Source organism: Enterobacter sp. 22466, assembly GCF_052044775.1.
GTDB lineage: Bacteria > Pseudomonadota > Gammaproteobacteria > Enterobacterales > Enterobacteriaceae > Enterobacter > Enterobacter dissolvens.
Genome location: NZ_JBQENX010000003.1, coordinates 284429 through 302065 on the forward strand (window position 1 = coordinate 284429; position 17637 = coordinate 302065).

Annotated in this window: 20 protein-coding genes and 1 pseudogene; 7 read left to right on the forward strand and 14 right to left on the reverse strand. The window is 58.2% G+C overall.

The features are described 5' to 3' along the window. The first annotated feature begins 46 nt into the window (after window positions 1–46). A complete protein-coding gene (locus ACTJJI_RS11150; protein ID WP_440654050.1) occupies window positions 47–685 on the forward strand; it encodes a LysE family translocator in 639 nt (212 codons plus the stop codon). Window positions 686–715: 30 nt separating this feature from the next. Here the strand turns inward: ACTJJI_RS11150 and ACTJJI_RS11155 are convergent, their stop codons facing one another. After that, the gene (locus ACTJJI_RS11155) at window positions 716–1018 is read right to left on the reverse strand and encodes a BrnA antitoxin family protein (protein WP_047360255.1); all 303 of its coding nucleotides are present in this window, start codon (window positions 1016–1018) and stop codon (window positions 716–718) included. Further along, window positions 1005–1292 carry a BrnT family toxin gene (locus ACTJJI_RS11160; RefSeq protein ID WP_047023211.1) on the reverse strand — a complete coding sequence of 96 codons (288 nt, stop codon included), beginning with the start codon at window positions 1290–1292 and terminating at the stop codon, window positions 1005–1007. Before ACTJJI_RS11160 ends, ACTJJI_RS11155 begins: the two co-directional genes overlap by 14 nt. 169 nt (window positions 1293–1461) lie before the next feature. Here ACTJJI_RS11160 and ACTJJI_RS11165 point away from each other — a divergent pair, with 169 nt between their 5' ends. Further along, entirely contained in the window at window positions 1462–2733 is a 1272-nt protein-coding gene (locus ACTJJI_RS11165) for a DUF445 domain-containing protein (RefSeq protein WP_440654053.1), read from the forward strand. Here ACTJJI_RS11165 and ACTJJI_RS11170 read toward each other — a convergent pair. The 7 genes and pseudogenes from ACTJJI_RS11170 to ACTJJI_RS11200 form a co-directional block, all read right to left on the reverse strand. Further along, a pseudogene (locus ACTJJI_RS11170) lies at window positions 2730–3806 on the reverse strand (DUF2955 domain-containing protein). The gene ACTJJI_RS11165 and the pseudogene ACTJJI_RS11170 sit on opposite strands and share 4 nt — an antisense overlap. Continuing rightward, entirely contained in the window at window positions 3796–4863 is a 1068-nt protein-coding gene (locus ACTJJI_RS11175) for an HlyD family secretion protein (RefSeq protein ID WP_170289911.1), read from the reverse strand. Before ACTJJI_RS11175 ends, ACTJJI_RS11170 begins: the two are co-directional and overlap by 11 nt. After that, on the reverse strand, window positions 4860–5330 hold the full coding sequence (locus tag ACTJJI_RS11180; protein ID WP_013095432.1) for a MarR family winged helix-turn-helix transcriptional regulator: 471 nt from the start codon (window positions 5328–5330) through the stop codon (window positions 4860–4862). Before ACTJJI_RS11180 ends, ACTJJI_RS11175 begins: the two co-directional genes overlap by 4 nt. Before the next feature lie 579 nt (window positions 5331–5909). After that, on the reverse strand, window positions 5910–6605 hold the full coding sequence (locus ACTJJI_RS11185) for an ArsR/SmtB family transcription factor (protein WP_248063328.1): 696 nt from the start codon (window positions 6603–6605) through the stop codon (window positions 5910–5912). After that, entirely contained in the window at window positions 6577–6975 is a 399-nt protein-coding gene (locus ACTJJI_RS11190; RefSeq protein ID WP_440654056.1) for an amino acid-binding protein, read from the reverse strand. Before ACTJJI_RS11190 ends, ACTJJI_RS11185 begins: the two co-directional genes overlap by 29 nt. Further along, a complete protein-coding gene (locus ACTJJI_RS11195) occupies window positions 6968–7291 on the reverse strand; it encodes an antibiotic biosynthesis monooxygenase family protein (protein ID WP_014830513.1) in 324 nt (107 codons plus the stop codon). Before ACTJJI_RS11195 ends, ACTJJI_RS11190 begins: the two co-directional genes overlap by 8 nt. Before the next feature lie 151 nt (window positions 7292–7442). Next, window positions 7443–8858, reverse strand: coding sequence for an aldehyde dehydrogenase family protein (locus tag ACTJJI_RS11200; protein WP_440654058.1), 1416 nt, complete (start codon window positions 8856–8858; stop codon window positions 7443–7445). 100 nt (window positions 8859–8958) lie between these two features. Here ACTJJI_RS11200 and ACTJJI_RS11205 point away from each other — a divergent pair, with 100 nt between their 5' ends. Further along, on the forward strand, window positions 8959–9861 hold the full coding sequence (locus ACTJJI_RS11205) for a LysR family transcriptional regulator (RefSeq protein ID WP_440654060.1): 903 nt from the start codon (window positions 8959–8961) through the stop codon (window positions 9859–9861). Here the strand turns inward: ACTJJI_RS11205 and ACTJJI_RS11210 are convergent. Continuing rightward, entirely contained in the window at window positions 9848–10327 is a 480-nt protein-coding gene (locus ACTJJI_RS11210) for a carboxymuconolactone decarboxylase family protein (RefSeq protein WP_014830510.1), read from the reverse strand. The two genes, ACTJJI_RS11205 and ACTJJI_RS11210, sit on opposite strands and share 14 nt — an antisense overlap. 101 nt (window positions 10328–10428) lie before the next feature. Between ACTJJI_RS11210 and pdxR the strand changes: the two genes are divergently transcribed. Further along, window positions 10429–11817 carry a MocR-like pyridoxine biosynthesis transcription factor PdxR gene (pdxR, locus tag ACTJJI_RS11215; RefSeq protein WP_440654062.1) on the forward strand — a complete coding sequence of 463 codons (1389 nt, stop codon included), beginning with the start codon at window positions 10429–10431 and terminating at the stop codon, window positions 11815–11817. Between the two features lie 40 nt (window positions 11818–11857). Here the strand turns inward: pdxR and ACTJJI_RS11220 are convergent, their stop codons facing one another. Then, window positions 11858–12019 (reverse strand): DUF1127 domain-containing protein, encoded by a 162-nt coding sequence (locus ACTJJI_RS11220; protein ID WP_014830508.1) that lies wholly within the window; start codon window positions 12017–12019, stop codon window positions 11858–11860. A 176-nt stretch (window positions 12020–12195) separates the two neighbouring features. On the opposite strand from ACTJJI_RS11220, the gene ACTJJI_RS11225 reads away from it, so the two are divergent. Further along, window positions 12196–13614, forward strand: a complete 1419-nt coding sequence (locus ACTJJI_RS11225; protein ID WP_046887651.1) for an aminotransferase-like domain-containing protein — start codon at window positions 12196–12198, stop codon at window positions 13612–13614. 61 nt (window positions 13615–13675) lie between these two features. On the opposite strand, the gene ACTJJI_RS11230 is transcribed toward ACTJJI_RS11225, so the two are convergent. The 3 genes from ACTJJI_RS11230 to ACTJJI_RS11240 form a co-directional block, all read right to left on the reverse strand. Next, complete coding sequence (locus ACTJJI_RS11230; protein ID WP_232943447.1) at window positions 13676–14797, reverse strand: ribosomal protein uL16 3-hydroxylase; 1122 nt, start codon at window positions 14795–14797, stop codon at window positions 13676–13678. A 136-nt stretch (window positions 14798–14933) separates the two neighbouring features. Beyond that, the gene (locus ACTJJI_RS11235) at window positions 14934–15530 is read right to left on the reverse strand and encodes an ATP-dependent Clp protease proteolytic subunit (protein ID WP_014830505.1); all 597 of its coding nucleotides are present in this window, start codon (window positions 15528–15530) and stop codon (window positions 14934–14936) included. Window positions 15531–15593: 63 nt separating this feature from the next. After that, entirely contained in the window at window positions 15594–16364 is a 771-nt protein-coding gene (locus ACTJJI_RS11240) for a DeoR/GlpR family DNA-binding transcription regulator (RefSeq protein WP_440654066.1), read from the reverse strand. A gap of 81 nt (window positions 16365–16445) precedes the next feature. Between ACTJJI_RS11240 and ACTJJI_RS11245 the strand changes: the two genes are divergently transcribed. Together ACTJJI_RS11245 and ACTJJI_RS11250 are read left to right on the forward strand one after the other, a co-directional pair. Next, window positions 16446–16832, forward strand: coding sequence for a VOC family protein (locus ACTJJI_RS11245; protein WP_440654068.1), 387 nt, complete (start codon window positions 16446–16448; stop codon window positions 16830–16832). Between the two features lie 187 nt (window positions 16833–17019). Further along, window positions 17020–17637 (forward strand): response regulator transcription factor, encoded by a 618-nt coding sequence (locus ACTJJI_RS11250; RefSeq protein ID WP_046887643.1) that lies wholly within the window; start codon window positions 17020–17022, stop codon window positions 17635–17637.

The following is a 17637-nucleotide window of genomic DNA, read 5'->3' on the forward strand; positions in this document are numbered from 1 at the left end:
TTTGCATCGCCGTAGTCTGACCTCGGTTTTTTACACAGAGGTTGCTATGGAACTGTTATTCCCTTCCGCTTTTCTCGCTCTGGCGCTGGCGCATTTTGTCGCCCTGTTAAGCCCGGGCCCGGATTTCTTCCTGCTGGTGGGCTACGCGGCGCGCTACCGGGTGCGCGGCAGTGCTGGATTGTGCATCGGCATCGCCGCGGGCAACGGGTTGTATATCCTTCTGGTGATTATTGGCTGGAGCGCGCTGCGCCAGTTTACGGGGCTGTTTACCCTTATCGAGCTTTGCGGGGCGCTGTACCTGCTGTGGATTGGCTCGCATCTGGTGCGCAGCCGCCCGCAAGCGCTGGCGCTGAATGAAACCCACCAGCGCTTCCCTTCACTGCGTAAGCAGATCCTGCTGGGACTTGGCTCGGCGTTGTTAAATCCAAAGAACGCCCTGTTCTATCTGGCGCTGATGACGGCGTTACTGGGGCCGGACGTCACGCTACTGCAGCAGGCGACCTGCGGTGTCTGGATGGTGATGGTGGTGCTGGTGTGGGATCTGGCGCTGGTATCACTGATGGGGCTGCCCGCGGTGCAACAGAAGCTCAGCCGTGCGCTGTGGCTGATTGAGCGCACGGCGGGGGTCGTGCTGATGGCGTTTGGCGGGTGGGTGCTGTGGCGGCTGCTGGAGCAGATAAGCTGAAATAACGGGCAGCCCAACGCTGCCCGTGGTTTATTTTTTGTTTTGATCGCGCAGCATCGCTTCACGCAAAATGGCATTTAGCCGCGTCTGGTAACCCTTTCCAGGCCGTTTAAGCCACTCCATCACGTCGGCGTCAATGCGTACCGATGCCTGAGTTTTAAGTGGCCGATAGAACTTCCCTCGCACCGCCCCGGACCATTGTTTATCGTCCGTGGCAGGAATATCGCTGTAATCGATTTCTGCTTCTGGTTTTTCAGCTAATGCTTTTAGCTCAGCGTCACGACGAGCGCTAACCTCAGACGAACTACCTCGTTTATGTTTAACGATGCTCATAACGGCTCCTCTCTTTACGGTCCGCCTTACGTGCGCTAATGATACGAATAATTTCGCCTCCGCTTTCGAAACGTACCGTATGTGCGACCAGGATAACAATGACGCCTTGCACAAGGCCGATGGTTTGCCAGCGAAACTCACCGTTCTCATAGCGATCCTGAACAGACAAATGATAAGGATCGTCGAAAACCAAAACGGCATCCTCAAAGCGTATGCCATGTTTTTGCTGGTTACTTTTCGCCTTATCGCTATCCCACTCATACTCCGTTGGCATAGTGTACCCTTCCCTGATTGTATATACAAAAAAGCATATACAAACTGCGCAAGGATTAAACCAAATAAGCAAAAGCGATGTTTAATTTCTGAAGACAGATTCCAGAAGCGAAGATGGCATAACGCTCCCGTCTTTGCACTTTCCCCCCGTCTCCCTCTATCCTTAACCCATGGAAAAAATCGCTGAACTCAAACGCGCCAAGCTGCTGGCGCTGTCGCTGCTGCTGATTGCCGTCGCGGCGTTTATCACCACCCTGTTTCTGCCGCAAACCTTCTGGGTACGCGGCGTGAAGGCCATTGCCGAGGCGGCGATGGTTGGCGCGCTGGCAGACTGGTTTGCGGTCGTCGCGCTGTTTCGCCGGGTGCCCATTCCGTTTATCTCGCGCCATACGGCGATTATCCCGCGCAATAAAGACCGGATTGGCGATAATCTCGGCCAGTTCGTGCAGGAGAAGTTTCTCGATACCCAGTCGCTGGTGGCGCTGATCCGCCGCTATGAACCGGCGCAGATGATTGGCACCTGGTTTAGCAAGCCCGACAATGCCCAGCGTGTCGGGTTGCATCTGATGCAGGTGATGGGCGGTTTTCTGGAGCTGACCGATGACGGGCGCATTCAGCGCCTGCTCAAACGGGCGGTGCATAAGGCCATCGACAAAGTGGACTTCACCGAAACCAGCGCGGTGATGCTGGAGAGCATGACCCGTAACAATCGTCATCAGGCAATGCTGGACGCCATCATCAACCGACTGATTACGCTTATCCAGCGGGACAGCACGCGGGAATTTATTGCCGACCAGATTGTCCACTGGCTCAAGACCGAGCATCCGCGCAAGGCGATGGTGCTGCCCACCGAGTGGCTGGGCGATCAGAGCGCGGAGATGGTGTCGAACGCGGTGAATACCCTGCTGGACGATATCAGCCACGACCGCACGCACCAGATCCGCCAGGCGTTTGACCGCGCCACGCTGAAGTTTATCGACAACCTGAAAAACGATCCGGAGATGGCCGCGAAGGCAGAGAACATCAAGCACTACCTGAAGAACGATGACGCGTTTAACCGCTATCTGGGTGAAATGTGGGCCGACCTGCGTCAGTGGCTGAAAGCGGATATGCAACGTGAGGATTCACGCGTGAAGCAGCGCATCGCCAACGCCGGGCTGTGGTTTGGCGAAACGCTGCTCGCTGACGCCAGCCTGCGGGCATCGCTGAACGAGCACCTGGAGCAGGCGGCGCACCGCGTGGCACCGGATTTCGCTGTGTTTCTCACTCGCCATATCAGCGACACGGTCAAAAGCTGGGATGCCAAAGACATGTCCCGCCAGATCGAGCTTAATATCGGCAAAGATTTGCAGTTTATCCGCGTCAACGGCACGCTGGTGGGCGGGACGATTGGTCTGATCCTGTTTTTACTCTCGCAGTTGCCCACTGTGCTTACGCATTAATCCGCTTTGGGCGGCGCAATGACGTAGCGCGTCGCCTCAAAGCGATTGAGGATCAAGTGCACCAGAAAAACCATCGTCAGCGTCGCCACCAGCGAAAAAGTGACGGACGTGATGCGATACAGATCGCTGAACACAAGGTCGCTGTCCGGGTGCATGTTCTGCCCGAACATAATGCCGATGGTGGTAATACTGGAAAACCCCACTCCGGCACCGACCTTCTCCATCACATGCAGGCGCGCGCCAAACGCCAGACCGAGTCCGATCAGCGGCATCATCAGCAGCATATGGCTGCTGTGATCGTAGAGGATAAGCTGGACGACCAGAATATAGAGACAGCCCAGCACCACGCCGACCACGCGCCAGATAGAACTCATCACCGCGCCACGATAGTGCATCGGGAACAGAATCAAAATCCCCGCCATCAGCGCCGAGAGTGAATCGCTCAAATCGCTCATCTGAAAAACGACGAAAATCATCGTCGCGACGGTGCCGGAGAGCAGCGACTCATGGCGAACCCGGGCGGCGTCTTTTTCGATCAGCGGCGGGGGCCTACGCGGCTCAACATCCGGCAGCAGGTAGTTCATCAACGCGCTCAGACACACCGCCATTACGCTCGCTTCGATGTTGGAGAACAAAAGCGTGTGCCAGTTGGTGGTGGGGTAGCTCATAAAGTTGAGCATCACGCTCTGGCATACCACGCCCATTGAGCCGAACAGGAACAGCGGCCCCTTGCTCATAAAACGAAAACGCATCACGTACAGGGCAAACACCACCAGCGTCATAATGACCGGCTATTGCGATAAATAGCCGATGATAATCACCATTTCGACGCAGTTCAGCGACGCGCTGAAGATAAACTGCTTCGCCACGTGGCGGTTAAATACCGGCACCAGCGAAAGGAGCATGATCGGGTAGACTACAAAAAACACGCCGTAGCTGGTGTTGTAGAAACTCGAAATGCTCAGGGCGATCATCCCGGCGAAGACGATGCGCAGGGTCTGGCGGAAGTCATTGGCCGTGTAAACGATGTTGCCGTGCGGGGTAAAGACCCGCGCCAGGGTGCTAATAGACATAGTGGAGCAGGCTCACCAGGTGGATTTGCATCCCGGAGAAGAAGCGCGCAAACGGCCCTTCGCTGTTGTAGAGCTGCACGGTGGCGCGAGCGCCGGTCGGGAGCGGCTTCGGCAGCGCCTCATCCAGCGCCACGTGAATACGCATTCGCTGGGCATCGCGCACCCAACGGTTGGACGTTTCCGGGGCGGACAGTTCGCCGCTCACCGCCTCCTGTCCGGCAAGGATCCCCGCATCACTGCTGGTCACGTGGGCGCGGAAAACCTGGCCCGGAAAGGCGTCAAACACCACGGCGGCATCGGTCCCCTGACGGGTGTGACGCAGACTCTTCTCACGAAAATCCGCCACAATATCGGTCTGGTTATTCACCAGCGCCAGCGCGGCCGAGCCGGACGAGGCATAAAACCCGGGGCTTAGTTGCAGGTTGCTGACCGTGCCGTCCGCCTGGGCGTAAACTTTCGTCCAGCCGAGGTTCAGCTCCGCCTCATCCAGTGCGTTACGGTATTTTTGCAGCGTCACGTTGCGGTGCTCTTCCCGCTCGCCGCGCTGGATGCGCAGGTTATGGATGTTCGCCTGAATCGAGCTCACGGACTGCTCGCTGCTCTGCCAGGTGGTACGGACCTTATCCAGATCCGCCTGCGAAACGTTCTGTAACGTGCTCAGCTTCTGGTAGCGGTCAAAGGTCACTTTGTCGTTACGCGCGGTCAGCACGGCGGTTTTCAGGCTGGCCTGAGCGGCGGCGATCTGCGCGTCCAGCTGTTCATTGGACAGACGTGCCTGCTCAAGCGCGATTTGCGCCGCTTCCACTTTATTGCGAAACGGCGTGTCATCCAGCTCAAACAGCAGGTCGCCCCGCTTCACCTGGCTGTTGTTGTGTACGTGCACGGCCGCTACATAGCCGGAGACGCGCGGTGAAACCGGCGTCACCACGCGCATCACAGTGGAGTCCGGCGTCAGCGGGATCCAGATATCGGCGACGACAAAGTAGACAAACATCAGCAGGAAAGAGGCAATACTCACCCTTACCCAGCGGGCAAACTTTTGTTCAGGAGTCATTATTTTTCGGTCTTGTTATCTTCTTCGCGGATTGTCCGCAAATTGCAGGCGATTTGATTCAAGGTGGCGCTGAAAATTTCGATATGCTCAGGCGCGATGTTTTGCGATACGCGCGTCTGGTACGTCTCAATCACCTGGGTGAGCCTTTTTAGTATGGCTTTTCCCTCAGGCGTCAGCGTCAGAAGCCGGATGCGCTTGTCATACGGCGATACGGTGCGCAGCAGGTATCCCTGCTTTTCCAGCTGTGTCAGGGTGCGCATCAGCGGGGGCAGTTCAATGCCCTGCACCTCCGCCAGCTCACTCACCGAGACGTTATCCCCCAGTTGATGAAGCTGCATCATCACTGTCCAGCTCGACTGGGTTAACCCGGTATCAAGAATGGCGTCGTCAATAACGGCGCGCCACTGACGCACGATCATCGCCATCCGCATGCCCATCGGCCTGCGGCAAAACAGTTGTTCTTCACTCATGGGGGGACCTCTCGAAACACGTCGTCAAGATAATAGTTATCAGGGTAAGTATCAAGAAACGAGAGGCAAAAGCGCAGGAATTGCGAAAGGATATCTCACTCTCCCGGCGGGCTGAGGGATCCCCAGTAATTTTTTAACTATAAGCGATAACGCTGCTCTCAGAATGACTGAGAGCATTCAGCGATGCCCTGGTCCGGCTGTAAATCGCTGAGGCGTTTCCTGCAGGCCGGGGCGAGGCGCATGGATGCGCCGAGAGGGCGGCTTTACAGGGACGTTACATCCGCCCGTCCCCGATAAGCCGGAAGGAATAAGCCGAGGGCACCGCGAAGCGGCGATTTACCGCCGGGAGCCCGGGTCGCTAGGGCGGCGGCGATTGAGCCGCCCTGGCACGTTCACGGGTCATGTTGTTACAGAGTAGCAAGGAACATAAAGTGAACGGAATGACCTCCACAGCCGTATGTTCCCCCTCACCCCAGCCCTCTCCCAAAGGGAGAGGGAGCCGTCTGTGCAGACATTATTTATGGGAACCCTCAGCCCGGCAGGAGAGAGTTGGGGTGAGGGCACAGCCCGCAGCGGAGTTTAGCGGCTAAAATGTCGGGTAATGGCCCCCTTCCCCGAAGCCGTAAGCACCACCTCCCGATACCCCGCTACCCGCTGGATCCAGCCCTTGCTTTCCAGATGCATGAGCAGCGCCGCACCAGCTTCGCCGCCCAGATGAAACCGCCGCTCGCTCCAGTCCAGACAGGCGCAGCAGGCCTTTCGGCGGGGATGCGTGCTTAACGGAATACCGAGTTTCAGGAACTGCTCCCGGCCATACAGGGTCAGTGCCGAACCGTCTGGCTCCAGCCAACTCTCGGCCTGCATGAAATCGTAGATCTGCACCGCCACCGCGCCCGCCAGATGGTCGTAGCAGGTGCGGGCTTCACGCAGGGCTTTTGGCGCGCTGGTTTCCGGCGGGGAAATACGGTGCCACGACAGCCCCATCATCTGCTCGACCAGCTCCGCTACGTCATGCCCTGCCAGGCGATAATAGCGATGGCGCCCCTGCGACAGGCAGGTAATGAGCTTTCCGTCCAGCAGCCGCGCAAGGTGCCCGCTGGCGGTAGACGGTGCCACATCCGCCGCCGCGCTCAGCTCGGTGGCCGTCCACGCCCGTCCGTCCATCAGCGCACAAAGCATTTTCACGCGCGACGGATCGGCCATTGCGGTTGCCACTGCGGCAATGGCCTGCTCCAGCGCTGCGCTGTTATCTGGCGGTAAGCTCGTCTTTAACATAGGTTGCCCAGGGTTCGGTGATCGCTGCGGCCAGCTTATCATTATCCGTCAGCAGAATGAGGTGATTCGCGTGGTCGCTGTACTGGGTAAGAATAGACACCCCGCGAGCCGCCAGAGCGGCAACTATCTCCCCCAGCTCGCCGGGGCGCTCCTGCCGCAGTTTTCTGATGATGGGCCGACGAACCGCTTTCAGGTTAAATCCGGCCTCAAGCAGAACATGGCGGGCTTTTTCGCCGTCTTCCACCAGAAAATGTGCCTCAACGCCGAATACGCCACCGCCTTCCAGCCCAATCCCCTTACTGCCCAACAGTTGACCAAAGCGCGCCAGTTCACCCGGCGTATCGTTAAAAATCACATGAACATCATACATCCGCGTGCCCTCCGTTTTCGGCGCTGTATTCCCGCACCAGCTGTGCCACCCGAATGCGGTAGTAGGTAAAAATCGACTCCCGCCCCTCGGCCTGCGCGGCCTGATGAAAGACGTTCTGCTTCCAGTTGCGGATAGCCTCTTCGTCCCGCCACCAGGAGAGCGAGAGAATTTTGCCGTCGGTGGTCAGGCTCTGGAAACGTTCGATATCGATAAAACCGTCAACATCTGCCAGCAGGGGTTTAAGTTCGGCCGCGAGCTGCAGGTAGCGCGCCTGATGCGCCGGCGCGGCGTTGGCTTCGAAAATGACTGCGATCATGAAGGTCTCTCCGTTGTGATGGTGTGGAGAGAATGCAGGACAGATAACAAGGATGCTTCGGTATGGAGCGAAGTGTTGTGCCGGATGGCGCTGCGCTTATCCGGCCTACGGTTTTTGTAGACCCGGTAAGCGTAGCGCCACCGGGCAGGATTTAACCCACAATCGACTTCGGCTCCATAAACGCCCCGATCCCCCATTCCCCCATCTCACGCCCCATCCCGGAATGTTTAAACCCGCCAAACGGCGCTTTTGGCTCATGCGCGAGGGTGTTCACCAGCACGCGGCCAGAAACAATCTGCTGCGCCACGCGACGCGCACGCCCGGTATCACGACCCAGCACCATCGCGCTCAGGCCGTACTCGGTATCGTTGGCCATCGCGACAGCCTCCGCTTCGTCCTGATAAGGAATAATGCACAGCACCGGGCCAAAAATTTCCTCACGCGCGATGGTCATCTGGTTGTTCACATCAGTAAACAGCGTCGGGCGCACAAACCAGCCGTCTCGCGTGCCTTCGGGACGTCCTTCTCCCCCCGCCAGAAGTCGCGCGCCTTCGTCGAGCCCTTTGCGAATATACCCCTGTACCCGCAGCCACTGCTTTTCGCTGACCATCGGGCCAATCTCTGTCGCGCTATCGCGCGGATCGCCCGATTTCACCGCCGCCACCGCCTGCGCGAGGACGGTTTCCATCTCGGCCTTGCGCGACTGCGGCACCAGAATACGGGTGCCGGCCACGCACGCCTGGCCGCTGTTCATAAATCCGGCCTGAATCACCAGCGGGATCGCCTGGGCCAGATCGACATCATCCAGCAAAATCGTCGGCGATTTACCGCCTAACTCCAGCGTGACGCGCTTAAAACTCTCCGCTGCGTTACGCAGAATCGCTTTGCCGGTATTTGTCGACCCCGTGAACGAGATTTTCGCCACGTCCGGGTGACGGCTAATGGTCTCACCAACCGTATCACCCCGCCCCGTCACGATATTAAACACGCCCGGTGGCAATGCGGCATCACGCAGCGCCCCGGTGATAATCTGCGTTTGCAGGGCGCTCATTTCACTGGGCTTGATCACCGCCGTGCAGCCCGCCGCGAGCGCCGCCGCCAGTTTACCGCAGATAAACCCCGCATCGCTGTTCCACGGCGTGATCAGGCCCGCAACGCCTAGCGGCGTCATCTGCACCGATGCCGCGCCTGCTGAAAATGAAAATTCAAACGCCTCCAGGGCCTCAATCGCCTGGGCTATGACATCGGCCGGATAACTGGCCATCCACGCCGAGCGCGCGGCCGGTGCGCCGTACTCTTCGATAATCGCCTCCAGCAGTTCGTCATGACGGGCGGCCACAGCGGCATGCATGCGTTTCAGCGCGACGATGCGTTCCTGTTTTGTGGTCTGCGACCACGCCGGAAAAGCGGCTTTGGCTGCCGCAATGGCGCGTTCAGCGTCGACCTCATCTGCCAGACGCACCTGCCCTATGACCTGTGCCGTCGCCGGGTTGTATAAATCAAAACGCTCGGTGCCATGCGGGGTAACAAACTCGCCGTTAATAAAGATCTGTTCGATGTGGTGCATATAAACCTCCTCAGGCTGTGTGAGCACAGTCTGGCACGGCTTCTCTGTTGCGATAATCCACGCTATGCTGCAAGGGTTATTCCGATTTTCAGGATAATCTATGCATCGTTCAGGGTTAACAGAGCTGGAAGTGGTGATGGCGGTGGTACGACGCGGCAGTTTTCGCGGTGCGGCCCTGGAGCTGGGCATGTCCGCCACGGCGGTCAGCAATGCCATCGCCGGGCTGGAGAGCCGCCTCGAGACGCGTCTTTTTAACCGCACTACCCGCAGCGTGGCGCTCACCGACGCCGGGCAGCGTTATGTGGCGCGCATCGGCCCGGCGCTTCAGGAAATACGTCAGGCCGGGGAAGAGATCCACAGCGACACCGGCGAACCCGCAGGCACCCTGCGCCTGAACGTGCCGAACAATATTGGCACCCTGTTTCTGGACCAGCTGCTGATCGACTTTATGATCCGCTACCCGAAAATGCGTGTTGAAACGGTGAGCGAGGCTCGGATGATCGATATCGTCGCCGAAGGCTACGACGCCGGGATCCGCCTTGAAGAGGCGGTGCCGCAGGACATGATCGCCGTGCCGCTGACCGGTGAGATCCGCCAGCTCGTGACCGCCACACCGGACTACTTTGCCCGCCACGGTATGCCGCACACGCCGGAGGATCTGCTGCTGCATCAGGGGATCGGGATGCGCATGGCCCACGGCGGGATCTACCGCTGGGAGCTGGCCCGCCGGGGAGAAGAGTATGCTCTGGCCGTGCCGCCGCGTTTTGCGACATCCGATCTTTTTGCCTCGATCCGCGCGGTCAAAGCGGGTCTGGGGATTGGCTTCTTGCCGGAACTCTATATCCGGGATGAACTGAAAAGCGGGGAACTGGTGAGCGTGTTAAACGACTGGACGCAGCCGTTTGCCGGGCTGCGTCTTTACTATCCGGGCCATCGCCACATCCCGCCGGGGTTGCGGGCGCTGGTGGCGATGATCCGCGAGCGCGGGATTATTCCAGGTTAGCCTTGTTCAGCCCGTAAGCCGCGTCCAGCGAGCCGGGCGCCATGCGCGAGGTGATACCTAAACGGTTCCAGGCGTTGATCGCCACGATGGCGAAGTTCAACTCTGAAATCTCCACGTCAGAAAAGTGTTCCGCCACGCTGCGGTACAGCGCGTCGCTCACCCCGTGAACGCCAATCTGGGTCAACGCTTCGGCGAAGGCCAGCGCCGCTTTCTCGCGGGCGCTGAACAGCGGCGACTCACGCCAGGCCGCCAGGTGGTAGAGGCGCAGTTCGCGCTCACCGGCAATTTTGGCCTCTTTCGAGTGCATGTCCAGGCAGAAAGTACAGCCGTTCAGCTGGGAAACGCGAATGTCGATCAGGTGCTTCAGCGCCGGGTCGATGGAGGTTTTCGCCACTTCCATGCTCAGGGCGGACAGCGCGTTGGCAAGGGCAGGGGTGGCTTTATGGTGGTTTACGCGAGTGCTCATTGTCTTTCCTCTTTTTGTGTAGCATGTGTCATGCGATGAGGACAATCTACGCGGATCATGACATAGTAAAAAGGTACAAAAAGCGTGAAATGAGGTAGGACATGAAGCCGGGCTATCACGACATTTATACCCGCTATCGCGACAATATTACCCGCGGCGTGCTGAAGCCTGGCGATAAGGTGCCCGCCATCCGCGTACTGGCCGAAGAGCTGAAAGTGGCGCGCAAAACCGTCGAAACGGCGTATGCCATTCTGATCGGCGAAGGTTATCTGGTGAGCCAGGGCGCACGCGGCACGCGGGTCAATCCGGATCTCTTGCTGCCGGCGACGCCAGCGCCAACGGAACAGACCACCGGTACGCTCCCGGCCTCGCTTATCAGCCAGCGTGAACGGGCAGGTTTTCTGCGCCCCGGCATTCCCTCTCTCGACAGCTTTCCCTATAAAAAATGGCTGCTGCTGGCAGGTCAGGCGACGCGCTCCATGCGTCCGGAAGAGATGCTCAACCCGCCGGTTCTGGGCTGGTATCCGCTGCGCCAGGCTATTGCCCGCTATCTGAATATCTCGCGTGGGCTTTCGTGTACCGCCGAACAGGTCGCGATCACCAGCGGCTACAGCGGCAGCCTGCGCCTGATCCTTGATACGCTCGCCAGTCGCAGCGACAAAGTGGTGTTTGAAGATCCGGGCTATTTTATGGGCCAGCAGTTGCTTAAGCGGATCGTCCCGCGTCTGCACACCGTACCGGTCGATCGCAGCGGTATCGACACGGAGTACCTGTTGCGCCATCACCGCGACGCCCGTTTTGCCATCGTCACCCCGTCGCACCAGAGCCCGCTGGCGGTGACGCTCTCGCTGCCGCGTAAACAGCAGCTTCTCGACTGGGCGAGCCAGAATGAGGCGTGGATCATTGAGGATGACTATGACGGGGAATTTCACTACACCCGCAAGGTGCTGCCGTCGCTGAAAAGCCTCGACCGCCATGACCGGGTGATCTTTATGGGCACCTTCAGCAAAACCATTATGCCGTCCTTACGCATGGGCTACATCGTGATGCCCGCCAGCACGGTTGAGGCGTTTACCGACTGCGCCGACATCGTCGCCAGCGGCCAGCCGGTACTGACGCAAAAAATCCTCACGACCTTTCTCAACGAAGGACATTTTTTCCGTCATCTCAAGAAGATGCGCACGCTGTACCAGACCCGCCGGGAGTGGATGATTGCCGCCCTGCGTGAGGTGTATGGCGATCTGTTTTTCACCGAGCAAAACGACGGCGGAATGCATATCGTGGCGTTTCTGGCAAAAGGCAGCAACGATCGGGAGGTGGCGTGCTGCTGGCAAGCGCAGCAGCTGCAGGTGAATGCCCTTTCAGAGTGGTATCGCGGGTCGGGCAAACGCTACGGGCTGGTGATGGGCTATAACAACGTGCGGTCATATCAGGAGGCGGTTGAACTGCTGGAAAGGCCGAAACAGCAGACGCTTGAACTGTTCAGCTGAGCATTGCCGGGTGGCGGCTGCGCCTTACCCGGCTTACGGTTTAAATATCATTGCGGGACAATCCAACGTCCTTGAGCTGCTCGTCGCTCATCTGGCTCAGAATGCGGCGGGTACGGTTGACGCGATACCAGTTACGCAGCGTTTTCGCTACCCACACAAACGCGATAAACGGACGTTTTGAACGATTTTCGTAGAATTCCATGATGCTCTCCTCACCGTGTCAGTGGGGCTATGATCGTGGAAAACGGCTTTAGCAATACAGACTCAAAAACAACTTTTGTTTAACATACAGATCCGCTAAAACAGTATCTGCATGCCGTTTTTTGCGGCAATCTGTACTGGTTTTGTAATCTGTATGGTGACAACAAAGGATACAGCATGACGCGCTACCAACATCTGGCCAATCTACTGGCAGAACGCATTGAACAAGGGCTGTATCGCAGCGGTGAACGTCTGCCGTCGGTACGTGCGCTGAGCCAGGAGCACGGCGTGAGCATCAGCACCATACAGCAGGCCTATCAGATCCTCGAAAACCTGCAGCTCATCACCCCCCAGCCGCGCTCCGGCTATTTTGTGTCTAAGCGCAAGGCCCAGCCGCCGGTGCCGGCCATGACGCGTCCGGTGCAGCGCCCGGTGGACGTCACCCAGTGGGATGAGGTGATGATGCTGCTGGATGCCCGCGCCGACAAAGAGATGATCTCCTTTGGCGGCGGTTCGCCAGACGTTAACCAGCCGAGCCTGAAGCCCCTGTGGCGTGAGATGAGCCGCATCGCACAGCACAACCCCGCCGAAATGCTGAGCTATGACGTACTCGACGGCCGTCTGGAGCTGCGCGAACAAATCGCCCGGCTGATGCTGGACGGGGGCTCCACCGTGGCGGCGAACGAGATTGTGATCACCAACGGCTGCCACGGCGCGCTCTCCATCGCCCTGCTGTCGGTCTGTAAACCAGGAGACATTGTGGCGGTCGAGTCGCCGTCGTTCCACGGCACCATGCAGATGCTGCGCGGGTTTGACATCAAGGCGATAGAAATTCCGACCGATTCGCAAACCGGGATCAGCATTGAGGCACTGGAGCTGGCACTGGAGCAGTGGCCCATCAAAGCGGTGATCCTGGTGCCCAACTGCAATAATCCGCTTGGGTTTATCATGCCGGAGTCGCGTAAGAAGCAGGTGCTGGCTCTGGCCCAGCGGCACGATATCGTGATTGTTGAGGATGATATCTACGGCGAGCTGGCGGCGGAATACCCGCGCCCGCGGACCATTCACTCCATGGATATTGATGGCCGCGTGATCCTCTGCAGCTCGTTTACCAAAACCGTGGCGCCGGGGTTACGCGTCGGCTGGATTGTGCCGGGACGCTACTACGACCGGGTGATGCACATGAAATACGCCGCGGGTGGGTTTAACGTGCCGGGTACGCAGATGGCGGTGGCGGCGTTTATCCGCGACGGCCATTATCATCGCCACGTGCGGCGTATGCGCCAGATTTATCAGCAGAATATGGAAACCTATACCTGCTGGGTACGGCAGTATTTTCCGGCAGACATATGCGTGACGCGCCCGCAGGGCAGTTTTTTACTGTGGGTGGAGCTGCCGGAGAAGGTCGATATGGTGTGCGTAAGCAAGCAGCTGTGTCGCCTGAAGATCCAGGCCGCGGCCGGGTCGCTGTTTTCCGCCTCCGGAAAGTACCGCAACTGCCTGCGGATTAACGTGGCGCTACCGCCGACGGAGAAACATCGCGAGGCGCTGAAGAAGATGGGTGAAGCGATTGTGATTGCGATGGAGGAGGGCTAGTGCGGCCTGATGCCCTCACCCCGGCCCTCTCCCACAGGGAGAGGGAGAAAACCGTACAGCACTACTCGTCGAAGTACCAGTACCCCTGGTTAATCAGCCCGGTGAGCTCCTCGACAAACGCCGGGTTGTTCAGCGCATCGCCCAGCTCGGCCTGGCCCAGCTCGGTGTAGCGGCACAGCGCATCCGCCGCCTTCGCGTCTACCGTCTCCAGCTGTTCGCTGTTGATAAAGAAACTGCCGTTGATATTCAGCACGCGCAGGCCGCTCAGGCGAGACAACCTCTCACCCCCCTGCAGCGCGTCCAGCACCTCTTCAGGCGCATACGGCGGCTCGGCGGCGGCAATATCCAGCTCGTGACGCGGCGTGGAGACAAAGCTGCCGAACCATTTTGTGAAATCCTCAGGCTTACCGATCATGTCGATCATCATCTGGCGAATGCGATCGAGCTCGTACTGCTCAATGCGCCCAGGGTGTTCGCGGCAGGTCAGATCCGGATCGCTGTAATGCTCTCCGCCCAGATCGTTTTCCAGCGCGTAATCGGCAAAGCTGCTGATCAGATCCCGGCCGTTTGGCCCCCTGAAACCCACAGAGTAGTTCAGCGCGGTTTCATGGGTGAAGCCGTCGTGCGGGAATCCTGGTGGAATGTAGAGAATATCGCCCGGGGCCAGATCTTCGTCGATGATCGGTTCAAACGGATCCACGTGCAGCAGCGCCGGATGCGGGCAGAACTGACGCATCGGCAGCTTGTCACCCACGCGCCAGCGACGGCTGCCCATCCCCTGAATGATGAACACATCGTACTGATCGATATGCGGCCCCACGCCGCCGCCCGGCACGGAGAAGGAGATCATGAGATCATCCAGACGCCAGTCCGGCAACACGCGGAACGGGCGCACCAGCTCCGCCGCCGGCATATGCCAGTGGTTTACCGCCTGCGCCAGCAGCGACCAGCCGCTTTCGCCCAGACCGTCGAAGTGCTCAAACGGACCATTGCTGGCCTGCCATTTGCCGTTGAAATGGCTCACCAGACGGCTATCGACCTCCGGCTCCATCGCCAGGCCTGCCAGCTCGTCCGGGGTAATCGGGTCGACAAAATTCGGGAAGGCATTTTTCAGCACAACGGGTTGTTTTTGCCAGTATTTCTCAAGAAATTCCGGCCAGTTCAGGTTCAGTTGATACGCCATGGATAGCACCAGTGAGAGGGGAAACAGGCGCGATTATAGGCAAGAAGGCAGAGGGGGAACTTGTCATGGGTCAAACCAGCACGCGTAGGTCGGGTAAGGCGTAGCCGCCACCCGACACGTACACGGCGATAAAAACTTAATCCAGCTTCAGATCGTCATAATGGGTAATCAGTTTACCCACAATGCCGTAATCCAGCGCTTCTGCAGGAGACATCCAGAAGTTGCGATCGGTATCTTTTTTCACTTTTTCCAGCGGCTGGCCGGTGGCATCAGCGATCAGCTTGTTCACGCGATCCAGCATGCGGATGATCTCGCGCGCTTCAATCTCAATATCCGTCGCCTGACCGCGCACGCCGCCCAGCGGCTGGTGGATCATAAAGCGGGTGTTTGGCAGCGAGTAGCGATGTTCTTTTTTCGCCGCCAGGAAGATGGTGATCCCGGCGCTCGCCACCCAACCAGTGCCGATCACGTGCACGTCCGGGCGGATGAACTTGATGAAGTCGTGAATGGTATCACCGGCTTCCACGTGACCGCCCTGGCTGTTGATGTACAGTTTGATCGGATCGTTGCTCACGCTTTGCAGCAGGATCAACTGGGTGATGACTTTCTCTGCCAGCGCCTGGTTGATTTCACCGGAGATAACAATCGAGCGGGATTCCAGCAGCTTTTGCTGCAGTGCGCCCTGTGTCCCTTCCGCTTTATCCTTGTCGCCGTCTTTCAGTGTGTAGTGCATTGTTATGTCCTCAGCATTTAGCGCTCAAAACCAGAGTGTAGCCTGTTTTACCCGTGAAAGTCCTCAGGCGCACACAATGCGAATGTCCTGTGCCGCAAACGCGTCGACAAGGTCCTGCGCCATCGCCTCTTCCACCACCAGCATATCGATGTTCTGGCACGTCGCCACCACAAAGCGCGCCACGCCGGGAAGTTTATTTGCCGTCAGGGCCACGATGGTCTGGTTGCTCTGGGCGATAACCGCTTTTTTGAATTCGCAGTCGGCAAAGTCAAAGCCAGTGAGCCCCATCTGCGGATCCATCGCGCAGCCGCCAATAAAGGCCTGATCGAAGATAATCCCCTGGATCTGACCAGCGGCCGTGGCGCCCACCGACCCGCCGGATGCCCGCTGGATCTGCCCGCCGGTGATGATCACCTCGCACAGGGGATGGCGCAGCAGCTCCGTTGCGATGGCCGGGGAGTTGGTCACCACCGTGACGTGGAGATCCGCCGGGAGGGCTTTCGCCAGCGCCAGGTTTGTTGTCCCCGCGTCGATAAAAATGCACCCGTCCGCCTGAACCAGCGTTGCTGCTTTATGCGCGATTGTGTGCTTTTCTGCACTTATTTTCTGCTCGCGGCTTAAAAAATTACCCGCATCCGGAAGCTGAAGCACCGCGCCGCCGTAGACCTTTTTGCAATAGCCCTCTTTGCTAAGTTCATGTAAATCACGGCGAATCGTGTGTTCGGATACGTTCATCTGGCTCGCCAGCTCGGTACAGACCACCCTTCCGCTCTTCTGAAGGATCTGGCGGATCCGCTCTTGTCGCTGTTCAGGAAAAGCTGCATAATCGAGCATTTAAAGTCCTTTAAGAATTCTAATCGAGTATCAATGCGCATAATGTTGCATAACCGCGCAACACAAACAACGAGGGTTATAATGAATATTGCACATGTCGCACTCTGGACCCGAAACCTGGACGCGCAGGTTCAGTTCTGGGAAACGGTGTTTAATGGCCGCAGCAACGCACGCTACGTCAGTAAAAATCGTCCGGGCTTTGAATCCCATTTTATTACCCTGGGTGACGGACCAACGATTGAGCTAATGACCGTCCCGGAGCTGCCCGACGCGCCCGCGCTCCCGGAGTTTATCGGCTGGGCGCATATCGCCCTGCACGTTGGCAGCAAAGCCACGGTGGACAGCATGGCGGAGACGGCACGGGCAAACGGCACGCTGCTCAGCGCGCCGCGCATGACGGGAGACGGATTTTATGAGGCGGTGATTGCCGACCCCGACGGTAACCGGATTGAGCTTGTTGGTGCATAAAAACAGCGCTTCGTCACTCACCACCTGGCCACATTTTGATTACACTTCATATTCATATCATTATCATATTGTTAAATGATAATGGTCGCTAATGTGTTAGTATAAATGAGCATGGCAAACCGTCTCTTTCCATCGAAAGGGACTGTTTTTACTCTCAAATTTTGCTGATCACACACCGGGGCGGTGAATGGAACACATTGTGTATGTGGTTGATGACGATGACGCCGTCAGGCACTCGGTCGCCGGGTTGCTGGAATCGGCAGGCTTACAGGCCATCGGATTTTCCTCGGCAGAAGCGTTTCTTCAGCACCGCTTCGAGGACCTGCCCTCATGCGTGATCCTCGATATGCAAATGCCCACCATCTCCGGTTTCGAGGTTGCTGATGCCCTCAGGGACAGCGGACGCGAGATCCCGATTATTTTTCTCACCGGCCACGGTACTATTCCCATGTCGGTTCGCGCCATCAAAGGCGGAGCCTACGAGTTTCTGACCAAACCGGTTGAATCCGCCGCGCTTATCGACGCCATTGAATCCGCGCTCCGGCTGGCGGAAAACAACGCCGCACGCAATAAAGAGCACTATGCTCTGAAGCAGCGCCATATGTCCCTCACGCCGCGCGAACATGAAGTGCTCCAGCTGGCGATTAGCGGCATGCTGAACAAGCAGATTGCCGCCGAGCTGGGCGTCAGCGAAATCACGGTGAAAGTCCATCGCCGCCGCGTGATGGAGAAGATGCAGGTGCGCTCCGTGGCAGAGCTGGTCAGGGTCGTGGAACGCCTGAGCAAAAGTCTGCCGACGGAGTAA